This is a genomic window from Brasilonema bromeliae SPC951 (assembly GCF_012912135.1).
GTDB classification, from domain to species: Bacteria; Cyanobacteriota; Cyanobacteriia; order Cyanobacteriales; family Nostocaceae; genus Brasilonema; species Brasilonema bromeliae.
The window spans coordinates 1-20,434 of the sequence record NZ_QMEB01000025.1; the positions used below are offsets into that span (position 1 = coordinate 1).

Below are 20,434 nucleotides of genomic sequence, written 5' to 3' on the forward strand. Positions count from 1 at the left end.
TATTATTCAGGAAGGCATCACCGTGCCGTTAAAGGTATTCAGTTAATTACCTTGTATTACACGGACTGATCAGGTAAATCTGTGCCTGTCAATTATCGCATTTATAATAAACAGGAAGAAAAAACCAAAAATGACTATTTACGAGAGATGATTAATGAAGTTTTGGACTGGGGTTTAAAGCCGAAGACAGTGACCACTGATGCTTGGTATTCCAGCCAAGAAAACCTGAAGTTACTAAAAAACAAGCAATTAGGGTTTTTAACTGGTGTGGCTAAAAATCGCTCGTGTTCGGTTGATGGTAAAAATTTTACCCAAGTCCAAAATTTAGAAATTCCCGAAGATGGTTTAATAGTGTATCTGAAAAATTTTGGTCAAGTTAGGGTATTTCGGAGAAGTTTCAAAAACGAAACTTCCAGATATTACATCATGTATACTCCTGAAAAAGATACACTAAAGTCAATTTCAAGAACAGAATTTAAGGAACTACATTCTATTCATTGGGGAATTGAGTGTTACCACAGAGCTATTAAACAACTATGTGGTATCGGTCAATTTATGGTCAGAACGACTGAAGCAATAAAAACTCATTTTTTTAGCGCAATTCGAGCTTTTACACACTTAGAATTAATGCGTGCAGAAGATTTAATTGAAAATTGGTATGAACTCCAAAGAAATTTATCTCTTCAAGTAGCTCGTGACTTTATTTTAGAACACCTAACACAGAAGTTTAACTTGGCTGCATAGTATCAATTTTCTGTCAATGCGTAAGTTCTAACGTCGTGTCAGTATGCGATCTAGTAGTGCACCCTCTACGCAAGCTGTGCCGTCTGCACGTGTTAAATAACTAATGACGCTCGGCGGGCGAGGCTTTATCGCATTTCTACAAGAAAGCAGATCACCCGTCCTCTTCGGGTAATTAGGCTACACATATTAATATGAAAAATTACTGAAGCTACACTCAATATAAAAAGTTACTAAAGTTAGGTGAGAAAGTTTGAAGAATTAATAAAGTTAGTTTACTTACATCTTGCACCTGAGCCATAACATGTAAAATAAATGACATTTGATTTCACTTCGTTCTCGTCCGCCTAGGACTGTAAGTCCCAGGCTAATAAGCGAAGTCCATTAAAATGGACTAAAACTGGAACTAATTTTTGAGTATTTTTAAACATTAAACAATAAAAGTATTAGTGGTTTACTCGTAATGGTGCAAGATCTCAGTTTATCCACTTTAATTATCAATAATCTTACATATCGCTTTTCAAGCATCTACTGTCTAGTAAGCAATTCAACCGTGCTTCATATGATAGTGGTATTACATATCACATTTTTGTTCCAACCATCAATTTTTTTGTCAAGTATATCGGGTTTTGAAGTACTATTTTTGACAAAAAAATAAAGCAAAGCCCCTGGACTACCTTACTAACGGTGAGTCAGGGGATCATTCATAATTGCAGCTAAGCTATTCTCAAACCATACCATCAACAACCGGAAGGAAGTAGAAAGCAAACCCCAACACTGCATATGCTGCTAAGAGTAGTACGCCTTCTAACCAATTTGACTTACCGTCGGAACTGATGCTATTTGCAATCAACACCGCTACAACCACAGCTACTAATTCAAAGGGATTAAAATTTAAATCCATCGGTTGACCAAGTACCCACCCCGCTAAAACTAAAAAGGGAGCAACAAATAGAGCAATCTGCATACTTGATCCCACCGCCACAGAAACAGAAAGATCCATTTTATCTTTCATAGCCACAGTAACAGCTGTTGCGTGTTCAGCAGCGTTGCCAATAATGGGTACGAGGATCACCCCTGTAAATAGTGCTGTCAAACCTAACTGCGATGTGGCTACTTCTAAAGAATCAACTAGCATTTCTGATTCTAATGCAACTAAAAGGGTACATATTAGTAGAATCCCAGTCCACAACCAAATATTTGGTTTGTGGAGATGTGTTTCCTCTTCTGCGACACCCACATCGTAAAGATAAGTGTGGGTTTTCATGGAAAATAACAAAGTTAGGGCGTAGACGATAATTAGTACCACAGCAACCGCAAGGGACAGATTTTGCAGGGTTTTTTCTTCAATTGCTTGAGAGCTAAATTTCATCGCTGTGGGCAGTAGAATCGCAATCACCGCCAAATTCATAGAAGAAGCGTTGACTCGCGCTACAACTGGCTGAAATGTCTGTTCTTTGTAGCGCAGTCCACCTAAAAACATGGAAAGACCCATCACCAGTAGTAAGTTGCCGATAATTGATCCGGTGATACTGGCTTTGACGACATTCACAAGTCCGGCGTTTAGGGCAACTAAGGCGATAATCAGTTCTGTGGCGTTGCCAAAGGTGGCGTTTAGCAACCCCCCAACTGTTGGACCAACCACGACAGCAACTTCTTCTGTGGCTGTCCCCATCCAACCTGCTAAGGGCAAAATAGCTAAACCAGCTGTGATGAAAACTGTTAACTCTCCCCACTCTAAGTAATGAGCCGCTATGGAAACCGGAACAAACAGTAACAAAACCAAAAATAGAATGTTTTTACCTGACATTTGTCATTTTTGAGGTGAAAGTATTAGAAACAGTTGTCTGAGGAGGAAGTCCTCGCAAATCCTGAGCACAATGAGTTTTCTGTGGAACAGAGTCCTGAGTTTTGAATATATTACACTACAGCACTCAGCACTCGTGTAGACCAAACTCTAGGATACTCCCAGCCCTCTGATTCAGGAGTTCTCAAATTTGATTATTTGCTTTCTCAACTGAGATTTGTAAAATAAAATTGCAATATGAGTACAATCCGAAATGTTTCGTTGCAAAAGTTTCCAATAAACTTACGATTTTACACCAAGGATGGGGTTTAATATATTAAAAGACAATTAAAATTTTAGCAGTACCAACGACAAAGCCTGCTAACATGGCTTGTGTCAATGATTGACTGCATCGGGCAAAGCGCTGCTTGATAATGCAGATTACCCCCAACACGAACACCACTACCCCGGAATTTGGTTTGATCTCATAGTTGCTGTTGAAACTAACTGTTGTTGAAATGCCGCTGTAGGAAGGTTTATCAGCATTATCAAAAAACGCAACTGCAAGCACTGTTTATTTTTTGGAATAACTTCATGACTTCTGCTGCTGAACTACCAGCTAGTACTGGTTCAAACTTGACGCCGCATGAAAATATCAAAAACACCAAAATGCTCGATCCCCTGAGACAGGCTACTGGTGTTTACGTCACTGTTCATGGGCATTTTTATCAACCACCACGAGAAAACCCTTATCTAGACGCGATTGAGCGCCAATCTGGTGCAGCGCCTTTCCATGATTGGAACGAACGAATTCATCATGAATGCTATCGCCCCAATGCCTTTGCCAGGGTGTTAAATGAACGAGGCGAAGTGGTGGGGATCGTGAATAATTATGAGTATTTGAGCTTTAATATAGGACCAACGCTCATGTCGTGGCTAGAACGCCACGATGTAGAGGTTTATCAGCGAATTTTGGAAGCAGATGCTAAAAGTTGCGATCGCCTAAACGGACATGGTAATGCGATCGCGCAAGTATATAACCACATCATCATGCCCCTGGCAAACGAGCATGATAAATACACCCAAATCCGCTGGGGCAAAGAAGATTTCCGCTCCCGCTTTGGACGCGATCCCGAAGGAATGTGGCTGGCGGAGACTGCTGTAGACTACGCCACGTTGAAAGCTTTAGTCGATGAAGGAATTCGCTTTATTGTGCTTGCACCATCACAAGCACAACGTTGTCGTGTTTTGCCCACCGAGGATAATCCCAACCCTGAATGGCACGAAGTTGGTGGGAATCAGATTGATCCCACACGCCCATATCGTTGCTTTTTGAAAGAGAGTCACCAAAAAGTAGAAGCAGGATCAGATAACTCATCTGTTCAATCGGGCCCTTATATCGACATCTTCTTCTACGATGGTCCCATCTCCCGAGATATGGGTTTTAGTGATGTCCTGTTTAATTCCAATCATTTAGCCGGACGCATTGGTTCAGCAGTGCGTGGGGATCATCGCCCTGCACAGTTAATTTCTGTCGCCACAGATGGAGAAACCTTTGGACATCACAAAAGCGGAACCGAGAAAACATTAGCCTACGCCTTTACACAAGAGTTTCCCCATTGGGGTTGGACAGTCAGCAACTTTGCTCACTACCTCAGCTTAAATACTCCTACATGGGAAGTAAAACTCAAGCCAGTCACTGCATGGAGTTGCGCCCACGGCGTCGATAGATGGCAAGATGATTGCGGTTGCGGTGGTGGTGGGACATGGCACCAAAAATGGCGTCGCCCCTTACGGGATGCGTTGAATTGGCTCCGGGATCAGCTCATTTCCGTGTACGAAGAACATGGTAAACAGTTTTTCGTTGATCCCTGGCATGCAAGAGATGAATATATCCAAGTGATACGCGATCGCTCTCCAGAAAACGTGAGTCGCTTCCTGTCGCGTCATCAAACTCGTAAACTCATAGCCAGTGAACAAGTAGACGCCCTGCGCTTATTGGAAATGCAACGTCATGCTTTGCTCATGTTCACCAGTTGTGGCTGGTTTTTTGAAGAACTTTCGCGTCCAGAAGGAACGCAAATTCTGCGTTACGCCGCCCGTGCTTTAGAACTAGCAGGAGATGTCGCTGGTGTACAGTTAGAAAAAGGCTTCCTCAAACGTCTAACCCAAGCACCCAGCAATGTTGATTCGTTCAAACATGGTGGCGAAGTTTATCGCCAGTTGGTGCTTACAGCTCAAGTCAGCTTTAAACAAGTTGCTGCCCAATACGCCATTACTTCACTATTTGCCAACCACAAACCTGTAGAGACGTCCCAGACAGCGTCTTCACAAAATGGGCACAATGGTTCCATCAAACATTCTCATCCACATCAAAAGCGGGTTTATTGCTACACCGCGAACGAACTCGATTACCAATTGCAACGGATGGGATCATTGACTTTGGCGGTGGGAAATTTGAACCTCGTCTCAGAGATTACCTGGGAAAGCGAACATTTAGTGTTTGCAGTTCTGCATCTTGGTGGTTGGGATTTCCATTGTTGCATTCAACCCTCCGAGGGACGACTGGCTTACACTGAGTTGAAAGAAAAGCTGTTTGGGGCACTGCAAGAGGCTAGTGCAGCTCACACGATCCTAGCTATGACGCAGTTGTTTGGTGAAGAATCTTTCAGCTTGCGGAATCTATTTGCAGAAGAACGCCACCGACTCATGCACCTCTTGAGTCAAGAAACCCTGTCACGATTAGATCAACTTTATACTCAAGCATACCGTGATAATTACGGTGTTTTGATGGCGTATCACCGTGATGAAGTCCCTGCACCGCGAGAGTTGCAAGTTGCAGCAGAAATTGCTTTGGGTTCTCGGTGTATGATAAATTTACGCTTACTTGAGCAAGACATCGCTGAACCGCTATCAAGTTGGAATCACATCGTCGAGTTAGAGGCGATCGCCACAGAAGCCAAGCACCTGCATTGTCATCTAAATATACCCGAAGGCAAGCAGATGTTAGAGCAATTGATATTGCGTTCTCTGTGGCAATTCTTGCACGATCCCAACAGGACTTTTGATGCAGATTTGCAACGCCTAGATCGATTAATTGATGTGGCAAATCAGTTACATCTTGGTATCTCTCTTGAGCGTTCTCAAGAACTCTACTTCAGTTGTCTGCACAGTCTGATTGTGCCACTCTTTATGGCTAAAACTGCTCAAAGTCAGGATACCGCTCAGTGCCGTCAGTTGTTGAAACTGGGGCAAAAATTAGGGGTAGAAGTGAGTACTTGGTTAAGTCAGTTGGGCTAAGACAAAGAGCGAAAATAACGCGCAACCAGGGAAGCCTCTAAGTCAAAGAGTCAGGCGTGCGCTTTGCGCATACGTGAACAACAAGATTCCCGACTTCTTAAAGAAGTCGGGAATCTGAGCACGCGCAGGCACTTTCACACAAATCAAATAAGATTGCTATGGCAGTTGCCAGGTAGATTAGGACATGAACTAATGAGAAAATACGGGCACCACCAAACCATCAAGCTTATTAAGCGTTAAGAGTTAAGCGTTCCCTGTTCCCTGTTCCCTGTTCCCTGTTCCCTGTTCCCTGCTATATATGATTTGATAGAAGATATATTGTCAGACAAATGAAACAGACGTTGATTTGGCTTTGTGCAGCTACCCTCATTTTTGGTTTGATAGGCTGTGATCGAATTTTTCCCTCTGGTGACTCAGTGCAAAAAGTTAGTGATGGTGATACTATCGCGGTGAAAGACGCCAAGGGGGACAAAATTAATGTGCGGTTTGCATGTGTGGATGCACCGGAAATCCCGCACTCTAAGAAGGAAAAAGAAAGTAAAAGTTCTGTTTTTCGCAACCAATTTGATTGGGGTGCAAAGGCGCAAGAACGGGTGCAGGAACTGGTGAAACAAGGAGGCGATCGCGTCAAACTAAATATCACCGATAGCGATAGGTACGGACGCAAAGTGGCTGAAATCCGTTTGCGCGATGGAACTTTTATCCAAGAAGTTTTAGTACGAGAGGGATTAGCGCTTGTTTACCGTCCTTATTTAAACAAGTGTCCCAGCAGAAATATCATTGAACAAGCTGAAACTCAGGCGAAAAATAGTCGGCGAGGAGTCTGGAGTGATGCTAAGTTTGTGAAGCCTTGGGAGTACAGGAGTCTATATAAGTAACATTTAAAATCTGAGTAGCGAGTTTTGCAAGGTTCGTGAAAAGATTTTGATTATGTCACCCTATCTAGCAGCAATTTCTATTTACCCGATAAAATCTCTTGACAGAATTGATGTCAATCAAGCAACAATTCTTGAGAGTGGCGCACTTCAGCATGACCGAGAGTTTGCCTTATTTGATGAACAAGGTCATTTTGTCAATGCAAAGCGCAATGCCAAGATTCACTTGTTGCGATCAACGTTTGATCCTAACTTAAAAACAATCTCCCTACACATTCAGGGGACTGACCAAAAAGCTATTTTTCACCTTCATGATGAGCAACCCTCTCTAAAAGCCTGGTTAAGTGATTACTTTGGCTTTGCAGTTAAGTTAATGCAAAACGCGATAACGGGCTTTCCAGATGATCTTAATGCCAAAGGACCCACCGTGGTTAGTACAGCCACGCTTGAAGAAGTCGCTTCCTGGTTTCCTGTAGGAAGTGTTGATGAAATGCGACTCCGTATGCGAGCGAATATAGAAATTAGTGGAGTTCCACCATTTTGGGAAGATCAATTATTTACTGAAGTAGGAAAGTATGTTCACTTTCAAGTGGGAGAAGTCTTGTTTGAGGGAGTTAATCCTTGTCAGCGTTGCGTCGTTCCCTCACGAGATTCTCAAACCGGAAAGGTGACAACTCATTTTCAGAAGGTGTTTGTGGCTAAGCGCAAAGAGTCTCTACCATCTTGGACGACGCCAACCCGTTTCAATCATTTCTACAGGTTAAGCGTGAATACAAATATACCTGCATCAGAAGCAGGAAAAATTTTACATCAAGGAGATGAGGTAAAAATTCTGGGTGTCAGCGAAAGCAACTTAAGGATAGCGGATTGAATAACATCCAAATCACTCCTTTAACCTCACTCCCGCCTTTAACTATCGTTAAAGTCTCCCCTCTCCTTGATAAGGAGAGGGGTTGGGGGTGAGGTTTTGTACTTAATTAAATTCGCGTTCCTAAGCTAAATTTTTAAAGATTAGTAGGCAACTCATTAACCAAATGTACTCACAGCATGACAAAATCGAGAGATTGACAAACTTGTATATCTAGAGATAGAAATAGAGGTTACGGTGTGAGTATATTCCTATCTAGTGTTGCTGTCTTACTCTCGACTTTGGCTTTATTATGCAGTGGCTATACAGCTTACCAAGTTTTCACCTTACAACAGACGTTGAATGTTGCAAGTGCTGGTAATAAGAACGCCACCACTTCTACTCAAAAAACTTCCAGTTCAGAAACCAGTACTGTTCCTCCTGACAATAAGCCTAATCCATCAGAAGCGTCTTCATCTTCAACCACAACAGCACAATCACCAGCCACCACTGGTAGTGCTATTAAACCGGGTCAATTTGTGCAACCTTCCTTTGGTCAGAAAGCAGAAGTTGAGTTACTCTCGGTAAAGCGGATTAAAGATCCGGAAACAGCAAACCGTGATGTCGTGAATGTGCAGATGCGTATCCGTCGCGTGGCTACAGATGGAATTAATCCTGCTGAATCTGTAGGAGTCTACAACACAACAGCACGTAATCCTGACACAAGCGAAACCTATAAGGGAGTTAACCTCAAGCGCTCAACTGGTAGTGTTGAGTTATTTTCTTTGCGTCCTCAAGCTTCAGCTGATGCTTATGTCTGGTTAAGGATTCCTGAGGGTGTTAACAGCATAGATGTCTTTGTACCAGATACAGCGGCATTTAAAAATGTGCCGGTTTCTAATTAGTCCGGAGTCTTTGTATGAACAACAAGACCCCCGACTTATCAAATAAGTCGGGGATCTCAAGCCAGCTGATTTTCACAAGTCTACCCAGGATTGCGATAGTGTGCCGAGATTTTATTGAGACGAATACCTCTACTGTTGCTTTTGCACACTCTGGCAATCCAACTGAGTTTAATCAGCACCTACGCCAATTGGTATGCCAAGTATATTTCCCGTTACTGACACTTTAACTCCTGGCACGGCATCTTCTGGTAACAATATACCACCACCAGAGTTTGTACCTCCGACAACCGCCTGTAACTCCTCTGCTGTCAATTCTATGTTCTGTGTTTGGTTTTCTAGGTTATAGCTGGTTTTGGATTCTTTCATGATTTTCGAGGTGTATCGAGTCAATAGGTTACTGTTCAAAAACCTTTATTTAACAGAATTAAATCTCAAGACCGATATTTCCAAGGTCTACGCTTACAGCACCACCACTGATAGCCTGCATCTCAAGGTCAGTCAACTCATCTGCACATGCATCTTCCCATGAGCGATGATTGTTTGCAATGTTGGTATTTTCTTGCCGTGAGTGATTTTTGTCAGCAACGTTGGTATTGATTGCGGTTTGTTGTTGGTTGATGTTGCGATGCATGTGAATTCCTCGATAAATAGTATGTGTTTGATTGATGATTCGAGAATACCAAGTAGATACTGATGATTCTATCTATCGACAGGGTGAAAACATGTCTTTTTTTTTACAAAAATGTCTATACGTAGACGGGTGTCGCCCGACTCTACCCACAAGCTAGGGTTTTTCTGTTTACCTGTGCGTTTTGTATGAACAACAAGATCCCTGACTTATCAAATCCCACTTTTCCACACTCTCGCAATCCAACTGAGTTTCATCAACACTCGTGCTAAACGGTATGCAAAGTATATTTCCCTTTGCACATAAAAGGGTGAGCATTGCCCACCCTACATAATTATTCTTGAACCACAATCGCTCTACAACTTAGTCCCGCACTCAGGGCAGAAGTTGTTATTTGGCGCGTTTTTCGCACCGCAGTTGTTGCAATAAACTGGCTCTAGTGAAGCTTTCTTTGGCTGGCGTCGTAACCCAACCATCTGAGCGTTGCTCTTTCCAGGAGCAACCATTGGGTAACAGTTTTCGTCTTTAGTCACGTAGGCATTGACGATAACTGGACCATCGTGTGCCAGCATTTCGGCGATCGCCTCCTTCAACTCCTCTCGGTTTTTAATCACCATGCCTTTAATGCCATACGCCTTTGCCAAAAATTCAATGTCCGGCATTCCTACTTCCATATTCGAGCAGGAGTAACGCTCACCGTAGAACGCTTCTTGCCACTGGCGCACCATTCCCTGCCAGCCGTTATTGATTATCACAGTCTTGACATTTAAGCCATACTGTGCAGCAGTTCCTAGTTCCTGTAAATTCATTTGGAAACTGGCGTCACCGCTAATACAGATGACTTGTTCATCCGGGAACGCTACCTTAGCGCCGATTGCTGCTGGTAAGCCAAAACCCATCGTTCCCAAACCACCACTGGAAATCCAGCGCCGGGGACCATTCTTGAGGAATTGCGCCGACCACATTTGATGTTGACCCACATCTGTGGTGTAGTAGGCGTCGGGTGCTTGGCGTGCGATTTCTACAATCACCTCTTGCGGTGACATACTATCAGCATGGTGTGGCACCTCCAGAGGATACTCTTCCTTCCAGCGGTTGATCAGGTTCAGCCACTCTTGGGTTTGGTTGGGTGTGTCCTTTGTACCTGCTTGCTGAACGCGACGCAACAAATCAAGCAAGACTTTCCGCACATCGCCGACGATGGGTACATCAGGAACGCGGTTTTTGCCAACTTCCGCTGGGTCGATGTCGATGTGAATGACTTTAGCGCGGGTGGCGAATTCATCCAACTTGCCTGTCACACGGTCATCAAATCTTGCACCAACACAAATCAGCAAGTCACAATCTGTGACAGCAAAGTTAGCGTAGGCGGTGCCGTGCATTCCCAACATTCCCAAAGACAGGGGATGATGTTCGTCAAAGGCACCGATACCCATGAATGTTGTGCTGACAGGGATATTGAATAATTCCGCCAGTTGTTTAATTTCCTCGTGTGCTCCTGAGGCGATCGCACCACCACCCACATACAACAACGGACGACGACTTTCTCGAATCAACTGTATTGCTGCGTTAATCTGGCGTGGATTTCCCTTCACCGTGGGACGATACCCAGGTAACTTCACTTTTCCCGGTTCCACAGGCACATAGTCAAATTCTTCCAACGCCACATCTTTGGGAACATCAATCAAAACTGGTCCCGGACGTCCAGTGCTGGCGATGTGGAAGGCTTCAGCAACAATTCGCGCCATATCTTTAGCGTCACGCACCACATAGGAGTGCTTGACAATTGGTAGCGTAATTCCGTAAATATCAGTTTCCTGAAACGCGTCCGTACCAATTACCGCCCGTGATACCTGTCCCGTAACAATAACCATCGGGATTGAGTCCATATAGGCAGTGGCGATGCCCGTCACCAAATTCGTCGCCCCAGGACCCGAAGTTCCAAAGCACACTCCTACCTTCCCCGTCGCACGGGCGTAACCGTCGGCGGCGTGTGCGGCACCTTGTTCGTGTCTCACCAAGATGTGCTTAATGCCATTACCAGCAGCTTCTACTTTGTATAGGTCGTCGTAAATCGGTAGGATTGCACCACCAGGATAACCAAAAATATACTCAACGCCGTGTCGCTTGAGACTATCAAGCAAGGCAAAACCACCGGATGCACGTTTTGGCGTCACGGCTGGCGAGACAGAGACATTGGAGATGCTTTCGTTTTCGATTTGTGGGAGACTAATTTGGGAAGGCAAACGCACAGTCAAACCTCACGCTAAGCTTAAGTTAATGCTGAATCTTTGTAGTTAAAACTTCATTTTAATTGAAAAGCTTAGTACAATAGCGACGACATTTCCTGTAAAAAATAGAAAATTCATTTTAGAAAAATGTCTCGCAATACTCAACGAGTGTTTTGCCAAGCCCAAACGCCTACAATCGCCACCACAACACTCGTTCCCACAAGCACAATTCGCAACCCAAGAGCATCAGTAAGTGGGCCAGTGATTGCTAGTGGTGCGCTAAGGGCTATGTTCACGGCATGATTTTGAAACCCAAACACTTTACCATGCATTGTGGGTGGTGTTTGCTGTTGAATCAGAGTTTGCATTGGTACGCCAATAAAAGCAGCGCCTATACCCAATAATGCACAAAGTGCTAAAGCTAAGAGCAAGTTTTGAGTAAAACTGAACACTCCTAAAACCAGCGCCATGATTAAAAATCCAATCAGGGGTAAGGGTTTCTGGTGAAGTTTCTCACCCCAGTTACCTAAAATCGCTGCTCCCAAAACCATACCTACCCCAGCTGCTGCTAAGAAAAAGCCAAATTGTTTCCCTTGTAAGCCAAACTTTTCTGCTAATCTGATAGCCAACACTGTTAATGCTGCAAACACACAATACAAAGTTGTCAGTTGCAGCATGGCATTCAACACGAGACGATTTTTCTTAAGATAACGCAAACCATCTTTAAAATCAGCCCAAGGATTGATGACTGGCTGATTGTTATCAAAGGATACCTTGTCTCTAAAGTTAATCGGTTGCATGACGCCCGCAGACAACAGGTATAATCCTGCTACCACAAGCTCTTGACCATATTTTGCTCCTATTGAGTCTTTCGCCCAACTTAAAATTGGCTCTCCCACCGCAAAGCCAACAATCAAAGCTCCCATCATTGTGCTGCTAAACAACGCATTGGCTGCCATCAAATTTTCTTTTTTCACCAACAGCGGAATAGCAGCTTGCTCAGCAGGTGCAAAAAACTGCGTCACAGTGGAGATGGCAAAGGTTATTATAAGCAGAATCAGAAATTGTCGTGGCAAAAAAGGAATACACAGCGTTAATAGCCCGCGCACGATATCAGATCCAATCATAATCAGCTTTTTGGGGAAGCGGTCAACAAAGACACCGCCTGCGGAACCAAACAATATCGCTGGTACTGTAAACGCCACCATCAATATCGAATACATCGAGTTTTGCGCCAATCCAGCAGGGGCTGGGTAGTTTTCAAGCAGAGCAACCATTAAAACAAAAAAGACTTTATCTGCTAATTGAGATACCAATTGCCCAATCCACAGCAGCATGAAGCCACGGTTTTTGAGAATGGCAATAAACCCTTTATTTACAGCAGCAGGTTCAGTTGGAAACATCAGAATCTTTTGAAATAGGGATTAGGGAACGCAGTAAGGGAGGCAGGGAGGGGAGGCAGGGGAAGCAGGGGACAGATCAATTCGCTCATTCGCTCATTAGGAGAAATTTGCTCATTCGCTCATTAGAAGTATCTCCCTCATCTCCACGGCAGGTAGGTGCACTCAACGACGGGGAACCCTCTCCTAGTCTGTCCTATGCCCTATGCCTACGGCATGAATCAGGCGTTCGCTTTGCGCTTACGCTTTTTGCCTCAACGAAGGAAAACGCCACATCCGAAGAAAGCCGGAAGCCCTCAAAACAGTGCACGCTGCCTCACCAAGGGCGCACTGCCTCATAGTCTTCCTCATCATCTTTATTCCCTGATCTTCTTTTACTCACTCCTGCTTTGCAAATCTGTTTTCCGGACTAGTTATCTTCATAATGCTTTAAAAGCAAGTGCAAAAACTCAGCCGCGCTTAGACGCTGTTTCGGCGGTGATTGGCCAAAACAAGAGTCTAAAACGTAGCCTTGTACAGTTTGGGGCGATCGCCACATTTCTAAATGCTCAACAGGTGGATCCGCATAAAAGTTATTTTCCCCGCTTCCTAGCATAGAAGAACTCCAGTGGGTGAAATAATCATGACTCATCCGATGGATAGGAAAATTTCCCCACATAGGCACTCCCCATCCATCTATAGCAATAAAAGCTTTGACAGAACCGCCAATTTGTTGCCATTTATGAGCAGCGAGTATTGACCCAACCACACCAGCACTAAAGCTAATGAATACAACTGGCGATTCTATCCTATCCTGCAAGTGTTTGTGTAAAAATTGCAATATGTGAAATGCTGATAAAGCTAAACCACTCTCACCAGGAAATATCAGTAAATCTACTGCTTTTTTATTTTTTGCTTCATCTATAACTTGCTCTATCCACCCTGAGACAAAACATTGAGTTAAGGCTGACTCATGAATCCCAGGGCAAATAATTATACTCATCTCTTCTTGTGTTAGCAGCTTTTTCTTCAAACTATATCAGTATAAATGTTATAAAGTTAACATTTTTTTCCATGCTTTTCCGGACACATTCCGGCTTGCAATATTCAAAAAAAGTTCAACCTGTTTGAATTCAGCAAAGCGGTGACTTGTCCTTATAATTAACAACTCAACATATCAATTCCACTCTATCAAGCGCTACACAATTTGCGAAACAAGTATATGTCAAGCCTCTAAAGTCATTTTTAGTCATTGTTGTGTTTCTATCTTCGGTAGTAAATAGAGTATGTGATGACAGATACGACTCATCTTTACTTTTTCATCCTATGCCCCTGGATAGGATAGAATTTTACGAGTATGTAAAACAACAAAACCCAAACAGTGCTGAAGCATGAGTACCGAGATTGAAGTGGAAATCATCAAAGGACTCATTGCTTAGCGCTCAGAACTTTTGAAGTTGTATTGAGGAACTATTGTGGTTGCCACACCAGAAAAACTACACTCAACACATGAGCAATTGCCCAGTCAACGCCGAGTAGCAGTATTACTCATGGGTTATGGCGAAGTCGAAAGCTACGAAGATTTCGCTAACTATAATGAACAAGCTTTAAACCTGCTGACAGCAAAATTTGCACCCGTGCCTACTTGGGTTTATCCTCCCTTGGCAAAGCTTTTGGCATTATTTGATCGTCATGAGTGGGGACATCAGCACCATGATTTTATTTCCCCACACAACGCCATTTTTGAAAAACAACGCGCTGGCATTGAAAAAGACCTACAAGCCAAGTGGGGTGAGGGTGTTCAAGTTTTTAAAGCTTTTAACTTTTGCGCCCCCTTCCTACCCAAACAAGTCCTGGCAGAAATCAAAAGCCAAGGTTTTGACAAAATACTCATCTACCCACTGCTTGTTGTAGATTCCATCTTCACCAGTGGTATTGCCATAGAACAAGTTAACAATGCTTTATCCGAGATGGCCCAGGGCGATGAACACTGGGTTAAAGGACTGCGCTACATTCCGTCGTTCTACAATGAACCAGCTTACATCGACTTGATGGCGCATCTAGTCGAAGACAAAATTACAGCTGACTTAGCCAGTGCTTACCTACCTTCTCAAATTGGCATTGTGCTGATGAACCACGGTTGTCCCCATAAAGCCAAAGGATTTACCTCTGGAATTACCGAAAGTCAAATACTCTACGACTTAGTCCGCGACAAATTAATCTACCGCTACCCTCTGATTTCTGTCGGATGGCTTAACCATGACACACCCTTGATTGAATGGACGCTGCCAAATGCTGAACAAGCAGCGAAAAACCTGATTCAATTAGGTGCCAAAGCAATTGTATTTATGCCGATTGGTTTTGCTACAGAAAATCATGAAACTCTCCTAGATGTACACCACATCATTCATGCCTTAGAGAAAAAGCATTCTGATGTAAACTACGTGCAGATGCCCTGCGTTAACGACCATCCTGAGTTCTTAAACATGGCAGCGCAGTGGGCAAATGCTCATATTAACGAGTTGTTGTCAGAAGAAACTGTGGCAGTTAATCCCGAGTTAGCTGTAGCGCATCATCATCACCATCATCATTAAGGTGTAAGGTGGGCAAAACATTGCCCAACGCCAGATGCCTACGGAGGGAAAACGCCACATGCTTCAAGTCGGCAAAGCCGCCCAACGCAGTGGCTCCCCTCCTGCAGCACTGGCTCCCCTACTACTGCTGAATTCTAATTCACGCCTCTCAACTTGCGAGTGTTGTCAATTAAACTCGGAGTCAGATTAATTTAGCTATACACCCAATATTTAAATGCTATCACTAGCAAAATATTGGGTGTAACAGTGAATTTATTCTGACAAAAGTTGGGGGCAAAACTTACGCTTATTCAACTCCTCTTAATTTGCGTGTATTTTCAACTAAACTTTTTGCAAATTGGTCTAATCTTTGGGAAAGTTTTTCGTCTACAAGTTTACCTTCAGGACTAAAAGCTTTCCAAGCTTGCCCAATTGCTACCTGTTCTGGAATAGACCATGCATGCACCCATCGGAGAATTACTCTCAAATCATTGAGTGCATTGTTATTAGATTGACCGCCTAAAATACTGATGAATCCTGCGACTTTACCTGCTAAATGGTCAAAGCTCATCAAATCAAGAGCATTTTTCAGGACACCACTAACGCTACCGTGATATTCAGGTGTAACCATAATTAAACCATCAGCACGGCTAAAAGCGTCTTGCAGCCGTTTAACGTCTGGGTAATCTGGATAATCGTCCCCTCCATCACAAAATGGTAGGTTCATTTTGCGCAAATCAAGAACTTCTACTTCTGCACCTAGCTCTTGTGTTTTTTGCGCTGCTAATTCTAAAGCCAATTGGCTGTAAGACTCTGATCGTAAGCTACCAGCAATGCCTACTATCCTTACCATAACTGAATCCTCATGTTGTTTTTTTTACAATATTTGCGACAGTATGTCTTTACATTCAAACACTGATATTTATTTGGCAAAGTGTAATCATTACGAGTATGATTTAATTATAGCGATTTGTGACATAGTATGCCAAATGCCAATTAACAGAGAATTTCATGCTAGGGAGTCAGAAATATAGCAATGTAGAAGTAGTACTTCAAAAGATTTTTGAGCGTCATAGTCTAACCTGTGAGGAATCCTAAGCTTCCAATTAGGCGTCTAACATAGAGAAATATTCATAAACAGACGCACTTATGGATATTGCAAGGAAAAACTTAGGAATGCTTTTTTTTTGGAAGCTACACTAGAAGATTAGACACCCCTGATATCTACTCTTGGTAGAGGAAAAGGCATAAAAATGAGTGCTCAAGCTGATAGAGCAGCAAACAAAGGATAATTATTATGAAAAATTTTGAGAAAAAGACATCGAGGAAACAGCACCCTGCAAAGAATGCAGCCTTGACTGGAGCGCTAGCAGCCGGTTTAATCATGTTGCCAGGAATGTTAGGGGCGACTCCTGCTTTAGCACAAAAAGGAGAGCGCGAGCCTCTATCTTATGGTAAACTAATCGAAAAAATAGAGAATAAAGAAGTCAAAAGAGTAGAGCTTGACGAAACCGACCAGCTAGCAAGGGTTTATCTCAACGGACAAAAGCAAGGTGAACAACCGATACAGGTGCGGCTTTTAGAACAAAACAGTGAGTTAATTAATAAGCTAAAAGAAAAGGACGTTGAGTTTGGGGAAGCTCCCTCTGCCAATAGTAAAGCGGCTCTCGGACTTTTGATCAACTTGATGTGGATCTTACCACTAGTTGCTCTGATGTTATTGTTCCTTCGCCGCTCTACTAATGCCTCTAGCCAGGCAATGAACTTTGGTAAAACCAGAGCTCGTTTCCAGATGGAGGCAAAGACTGGAATCAAATTTGACGATGTTGCAGGTATTGAAGAAGCCAAGGAAGAACTGCAAGAAGTCGTGACTTTCCTCAAACAACCAGAAAAATTCACTGCTGTGGGCGCACGCATTCCCAAAGGAGTGCTGTTAGTGGGACCTCCGGGAACAGGTAAAACACTGCTTGCAAAAGCGATCGCCGGTGAAGCAGGCGTACCATTCTTCAGCATTTCCGGCTCAGAGTTTGTGGAAATGTTCGTGGGTGTGGGTGCATCCCGTGTGCGTGATTTATTCAAAAAAGCAAAAGAAAATGCTCCCTGTCTGATATTTATCGATGAAATCGACGCTGTAGGACGCCAAAGAGGTGCAGGTATCGGTGGTGGAAATGATGAACGGGAACAAACCCTCAACCAATTGCTCACCGAAATGGATGGTTTTGAAGGTAACACTGGTATTATTATAATCGCCGCTACCAACCGTCCAGATGTCCTAGATACCGCGTTGCTTCGACCCGGACGGTTTGACCGACAAGTGATTGTAGATGCACCAGACCGGAAAGGTCGTCTGGAAATTTTAAAAGTCCATGCCCGTAATAAGAAAGTTGACCCATCCGTTTCCTTGGAAATTATTGCCCGCCGCACCCCTGGTTTTACAGGAGCAGACTTAGCAAACTTACTCAATGAAGCAGCAATTCTGACAGCACGTAGACGTAAAGAGGGTATCACACCGTTAGAAATTGACGATGCTATTGACAGATTGACAATTGGGTTGACCCTCAACCCACTCATGGATAGCAAGAAAAAGCGCTTGATTGCCTATCATGAAGTTGGACACGCTCTTTTGTCTACACTTCTGGAAAATGCTGACCCTTTAAATAAGGTGACAATTATTCCCCGTTCTGGTGGAGTCGGTGGTTTTTCTCAGCAAATTCTCAACGAAGAAATGATTGACAGTGGGCTTTATACTAAAGCTTGGCTGCACGATAACATCATCATGACTTTAGGAGGAAAAGCAGCAGAAATAGAGGTATTTGGCGAAGCTGAGGTCACAGGTGGGGCTAGCAACGACTTAAAAGTTGTAACAAACCTTGCTCGTAAGATGGTGACTATGTATGGTATGTCTGAGTTAGGGTTAGTAGCTCTGGAAAATCAGAGTAGTGATGTTTTTCTTGGCCGAGATTGGATGAATCGCTCTGAATATTCAGAAGAAATGGCGACTAAGATTGACCGACAAGTGCGAGAAATGGCAGTTGTTTGCTATAGAAAAGCTCGTCAAATTATTCGTGAAAATAGAGCTTTGCTAGATCGCCTTGTGGATTTGCTTGTCGAACAGGAAACAATAGAGGGCGAGCAATTTCGTAAGATAGTCTCTGAATATACTCAACTGCCAAAGAAGCAACAATTAGTTGTATCTGGTTAGATGAAGTCTTGAGTGATATCATGTCCGGATAAACACTTATAAAAACGATGAACCTCACCCGCCTCCGGCACCCTCTCCTTAATAAGGAGAGGGTTGGGGTGAGGTCAAGCAGGAATTATAAGTAATTAAGCGGACTTGATATGAGAAATACTCAGCACCCAGTACTCATTCAGTACTTAATTAACAGTTATCAGTTATCAGTAGCCTGTTCCCTGATCACTGATAACTGTTTACTGATTTAATATCCTGAATCTCCTACAGCTTTTGACTCCTCAATGATGACTTGTGACTGTTGAGAAGTCCAACCCTGCGATGAACTCCTAGCAATTTGCTGCTGGGAGAACATTTCTCGAAGAACCATTGCTGGATCAACATATTGTTTAGCATACTTGAGTCCCCAATGAAGGTGAGAACCTGTGGTTCGTCCGGTCATTCCTACCCGACCAATTCTCATACCAGCGCCCAGTTGCTGACCTTCCGCAATTTGAATTCCACCTGTTCTATCTATCAGATAACGGCGACCATCTACGGTTTCAACTTGTCCTTGCATATGACAGTAGGTGTGTTCCCATTCGCCAGATTGAATGGCTATATGAGTTCCGCAAGCATCGCGATCGCCAACCTTCATGACCGTACCTATCCACCAATTGCGAATATAACTCCCTTGTGGCGCGGCGATATCTAAGCCACTGTGAAATTCTAAACTAGAACCGCCAGTTGCAGAACGACGGTAGCCAAATGCGGATGTGTAGGACTGAAAATGTTCTACTGGAAAAGACGCTGCTAACCAATTATTAGCTCTTGCTATCTGCTTGGTGTTAAATTCTACAGGTAGTTTTGGCTTGCTGGTCTGAAAATTTTCGACCGGAATTGAGGCTGGTAACGGATTTTTGACAGTTGCTATCTGCTTGGAACTCAATTCTACAGCTTCAACTGTTTTTAATTTGGTCAATAGAGTGATAAAACTGACAACACCAATACCTAGTATAGATAGGCTGACTACGGAAAGTGCTACTGTTTGTCGCCACTTACTCATTTTTTAGTCCTCTAGCTCTTACTACATATGCGTAAATTGATCTAAATTTCAGCCGGATCAAAGATTTAAATTTTGATTAGGAATTGACATTTGCTTTGGAGTGCTTTCACCCTGTGACCACTAGAAAAAGCGTATATTTTTTACTGATTCATCGCAATACATTTACCTTGAAAATGTTGCTATGTCAAGTCATTTTCCCAAAATAGTATTTTTTCAGGTATCAAAATGGCCGGATTTATTTGATAATCAAAAATATAAAATATTTTCTAATTTCATTAGAATTTTAGATACCTTTGAGCAGTGATGATTTGTTGATAGTTCAGTGCTGTACTAGCTAGTGATCATCAGTTTTCAAAGAAAAGTATTGATAATGACCTTTCTTATTACGTATATACTGAGTGAAAAAAATGTAAACTTGTGCACAATAAAATGTAATAGTGGAAGAGTTGCAAATAAGTAACAATGCTGTTAAGTTTATCGTTATTATTATTGGTTTAACTTCCCAAACGCAACTTCCACAAGACTTCCACCAAGCCATGCTGACTGAAATATTGCCTTTCAGCTTTGAGTTAGACACAATCGCGATCGCCGGAGCAAGTTTGTGGTCTTTGGCGCTGTATCTTGGTTTTTCCCCAGTCAGGGAATGGGTGATACTGCAATTGAACCGTTGGTTTAACTTTGCTGAGCGATCGCTCTACACGAGTCAGTCAGAATTTGAAAAAACAAGAAAAGCGAGAGAATCACAAAATGCGTTTTACGCCTCAGTTTTCAGTATCCTGCCCTTTCTGGTCATTGGTGGCTTACTGAATTGGGGAGTAGAAATTAGTTTAGGTTCGAGCTGGGCAATTAGCATGGGGATACTTGCTTGTATGGGTTGTGGCGTGTATGAACTAGGACGAAGAGATGGGGAATCTTCTGGGAAGTAGGTTAT

General features: G+C 43.1%; 16 protein-coding genes and 1 pseudogene. 8 read left to right on the forward strand and 9 right to left on the reverse strand.

What is annotated here, in order from left to right:
- Positions 1-744: pseudogene (locus DP116_RS05280) on the forward strand (IS701 family transposase); the annotation flags it as partial.
- A gap of 724 nt (positions 745-1,468) precedes the next feature.
- Here the strand turns inward: DP116_RS05280 and cax are convergent.
- Together cax and DP116_RS05290 are read right to left on the reverse strand one after the other, a co-directional pair.
- Complete coding sequence (gene cax / locus DP116_RS05285; protein WP_169154177.1) at positions 1,469-2,551, reverse strand: calcium/proton exchanger; 1,083 nt, start codon at positions 2,549-2,551, stop codon at positions 1,469-1,471.
- 313 nt (positions 2,552-2,864) lie between these two features.
- Positions 2,865-3,098, reverse strand: coding sequence for a hypothetical protein (locus DP116_RS05290; RefSeq protein WP_169154178.1), 234 nt, complete (start codon positions 3,096-3,098; stop codon positions 2,865-2,867).
- 23 nt (positions 3,099-3,121) lie between these two features.
- Between DP116_RS05290 and DP116_RS05295 the strand changes: the two genes are divergently transcribed.
- The 4 genes from DP116_RS05295 to DP116_RS05310 all read left to right on the forward strand — a co-directional run bounded on the left by DP116_RS05295 (position 3,122) and on the right by DP116_RS05310 (position 8,454).
- Positions 3,122-5,827, forward strand: coding sequence for a DUF3536 domain-containing protein (locus DP116_RS05295; protein WP_169154179.1), 2,706 nt, complete (start codon positions 3,122-3,124; stop codon positions 5,825-5,827).
- A gap of 329 nt (positions 5,828-6,156) precedes the next feature.
- Complete coding sequence (locus DP116_RS05300) at positions 6,157-6,705, forward strand: thermonuclease family protein (RefSeq protein WP_169154180.1); 549 nt, start codon at positions 6,157-6,159, stop codon at positions 6,703-6,705.
- Between the two features lie 52 nt (positions 6,706-6,757).
- A complete protein-coding gene (locus DP116_RS05305) occupies positions 6,758-7,573 on the forward strand; it encodes an MOSC domain-containing protein (RefSeq protein ID WP_169154181.1) in 816 nt (271 codons plus the stop codon).
- 236 nt (positions 7,574-7,809) lie between these two features.
- Positions 7,810-8,454 (forward strand): hypothetical protein, encoded by a 645-nt coding sequence (locus DP116_RS05310; RefSeq protein WP_169154182.1) that lies wholly within the window; start codon positions 7,810-7,812, stop codon positions 8,452-8,454.
- 168 nt (positions 8,455-8,622) lie between these two features.
- Here the strand turns inward: DP116_RS05310 and DP116_RS05315 are convergent, their stop codons facing one another.
- The 5 genes from DP116_RS05315 to DP116_RS05335 all read right to left on the reverse strand — a co-directional run bounded on the left by DP116_RS05315 (position 8,623) and on the right by DP116_RS05335 (position 13,695).
- A complete protein-coding gene (locus tag DP116_RS05315) occupies positions 8,623-8,820 on the reverse strand; it encodes a hypothetical protein (protein WP_169154183.1) in 198 nt (65 codons plus the stop codon).
- Positions 8,821-8,878: 58 nt separating this feature from the next.
- Positions 8,879-9,085 carry a hypothetical protein gene (locus DP116_RS05320; RefSeq protein WP_169154184.1) on the reverse strand — a complete coding sequence of 69 codons (207 nt, stop codon included), beginning with the start codon at positions 9,083-9,085 and terminating at the stop codon, positions 8,879-8,881.
- A 353-nt stretch (positions 9,086-9,438) separates the two neighbouring features.
- Positions 9,439-11,340 (reverse strand): biosynthetic-type acetolactate synthase large subunit, encoded by a 1,902-nt coding sequence (gene ilvB, locus DP116_RS05325; RefSeq protein WP_169154185.1) that lies wholly within the window; start codon positions 11,338-11,340, stop codon positions 9,439-9,441.
- 134 nt (positions 11,341-11,474) lie between these two features.
- On the reverse strand, positions 11,475-12,716 hold the full coding sequence (locus DP116_RS05330) for an MFS transporter (RefSeq protein WP_169154186.1): 1,242 nt from the start codon (positions 12,714-12,716) through the stop codon (positions 11,475-11,477).
- 406 nt (positions 12,717-13,122) lie between these two features.
- A complete protein-coding gene (locus DP116_RS05335) occupies positions 13,123-13,695 on the reverse strand; it encodes a hypothetical protein (RefSeq protein ID WP_169154187.1) in 573 nt (190 codons plus the stop codon).
- A 472-nt stretch (positions 13,696-14,167) separates the two neighbouring features.
- Between DP116_RS05335 and DP116_RS05340 the strand changes: the two genes are divergently transcribed.
- On the forward strand, positions 14,168-15,286 hold the full coding sequence (locus DP116_RS05340; RefSeq protein WP_169154188.1) for a ferrochelatase: 1,119 nt from the start codon (positions 14,168-14,170) through the stop codon (positions 15,284-15,286).
- A 286-nt stretch (positions 15,287-15,572) separates the two neighbouring features.
- Here the strand turns inward: DP116_RS05340 and DP116_RS05345 are convergent, their stop codons facing one another.
- Positions 15,573-16,118, reverse strand: a complete 546-nt coding sequence (locus DP116_RS05345; protein ID WP_169154189.1) for an NADPH-dependent FMN reductase — start codon at positions 16,116-16,118, stop codon at positions 15,573-15,575.
- 444 nt (positions 16,119-16,562) lie between these two features.
- Between DP116_RS05345 and ftsH the strand changes: the two genes are divergently transcribed.
- The gene (ftsH, locus tag DP116_RS05350; RefSeq protein ID WP_169154190.1) at positions 16,563-18,467 is read left to right on the forward strand and encodes an ATP-dependent zinc metalloprotease FtsH; all 1,905 of its coding nucleotides are present in this window, start codon (positions 16,563-16,565) and stop codon (positions 18,465-18,467) included.
- Between the two features lie 238 nt (positions 18,468-18,705).
- Here the strand turns inward: ftsH and DP116_RS05355 are convergent, their stop codons facing one another.
- Entirely contained in the window at positions 18,706-19,503 is a 798-nt protein-coding gene (locus tag DP116_RS05355) for a M23 family metallopeptidase (RefSeq protein ID WP_246275490.1), read from the reverse strand.
- Positions 19,504-20,039: 536 nt separating this feature from the next.
- Here DP116_RS05355 and DP116_RS05360 point away from each other — a divergent pair.
- On the forward strand, positions 20,040-20,429 hold the full coding sequence (locus DP116_RS05360) for a hypothetical protein (protein WP_169154206.1): 390 nt from the start codon (positions 20,040-20,042) through the stop codon (positions 20,427-20,429).
- The last annotated feature ends 5 nt before the right edge of the window (positions 20,430-20,434 follow it).

Excerpts from the sequence above, each read along its gene's own strand:
- cax (WP_169154177.1), bottom strand. The coding sequence starts at position 2,551 with ATGTCAGGTAAAAACATTCTATTTTTGGTTTTGTTACTGTTTGTTCCG.
- DP116_RS05295 (WP_169154179.1), top strand. The coding sequence starts at position 3,122 with ATGACTTCTGCTGCTGAACTACCAGCTAGTACTGGTTCAAACTTGACG.
- DP116_RS05315 (WP_169154183.1), bottom strand. The coding sequence starts at position 8,820 with ATGAAAGAATCCAAAACCAGCTATAACCTAGAAAACCAAACACAGAAC.
- DP116_RS05355 (WP_246275490.1), bottom strand. The coding sequence starts at position 19,503 with ATGAGTAAGTGGCGACAAACAGTAGCACTTTCCGTAGTCAGCCTATCT.
- DP116_RS05300 (WP_169154180.1), top strand. The coding sequence starts at position 6,157 with ATGAAACAGACGTTGATTTGGCTTTGTGCAGCTACCCTCATTTTTGGT.
- DP116_RS05345 (WP_169154189.1), bottom strand. The coding sequence starts at position 16,118 with ATGGTAAGGATAGTAGGCATTGCTGGTAGCTTACGATCAGAGTCTTAC.
- DP116_RS05335 (WP_169154187.1), bottom strand. The coding sequence starts at position 13,695 with ATGAGTATAATTATTTGCCCTGGGATTCATGAGTCAGCCTTAACTCAA.
- DP116_RS05305 (WP_169154181.1), top strand. The coding sequence starts at position 6,758 with ATGTCACCCTATCTAGCAGCAATTTCTATTTACCCGATAAAATCTCTT.
- DP116_RS05330 (WP_169154186.1), bottom strand. The coding sequence starts at position 12,716 with ATGTTTCCAACTGAACCTGCTGCTGTAAATAAAGGGTTTATTGCCATT.
- DP116_RS05360 (WP_169154206.1), top strand. The coding sequence starts at position 20,040 with ATGCTGACTGAAATATTGCCTTTCAGCTTTGAGTTAGACACAATCGCG.
- ftsH (WP_169154190.1), top strand. The coding sequence starts at position 16,563 with ATGAAAAATTTTGAGAAAAAGACATCGAGGAAACAGCACCCTGCAAAG.
- DP116_RS05320 (WP_169154184.1), bottom strand. The coding sequence starts at position 9,085 with ATGCATCGCAACATCAACCAACAACAAACCGCAATCAATACCAACGTT.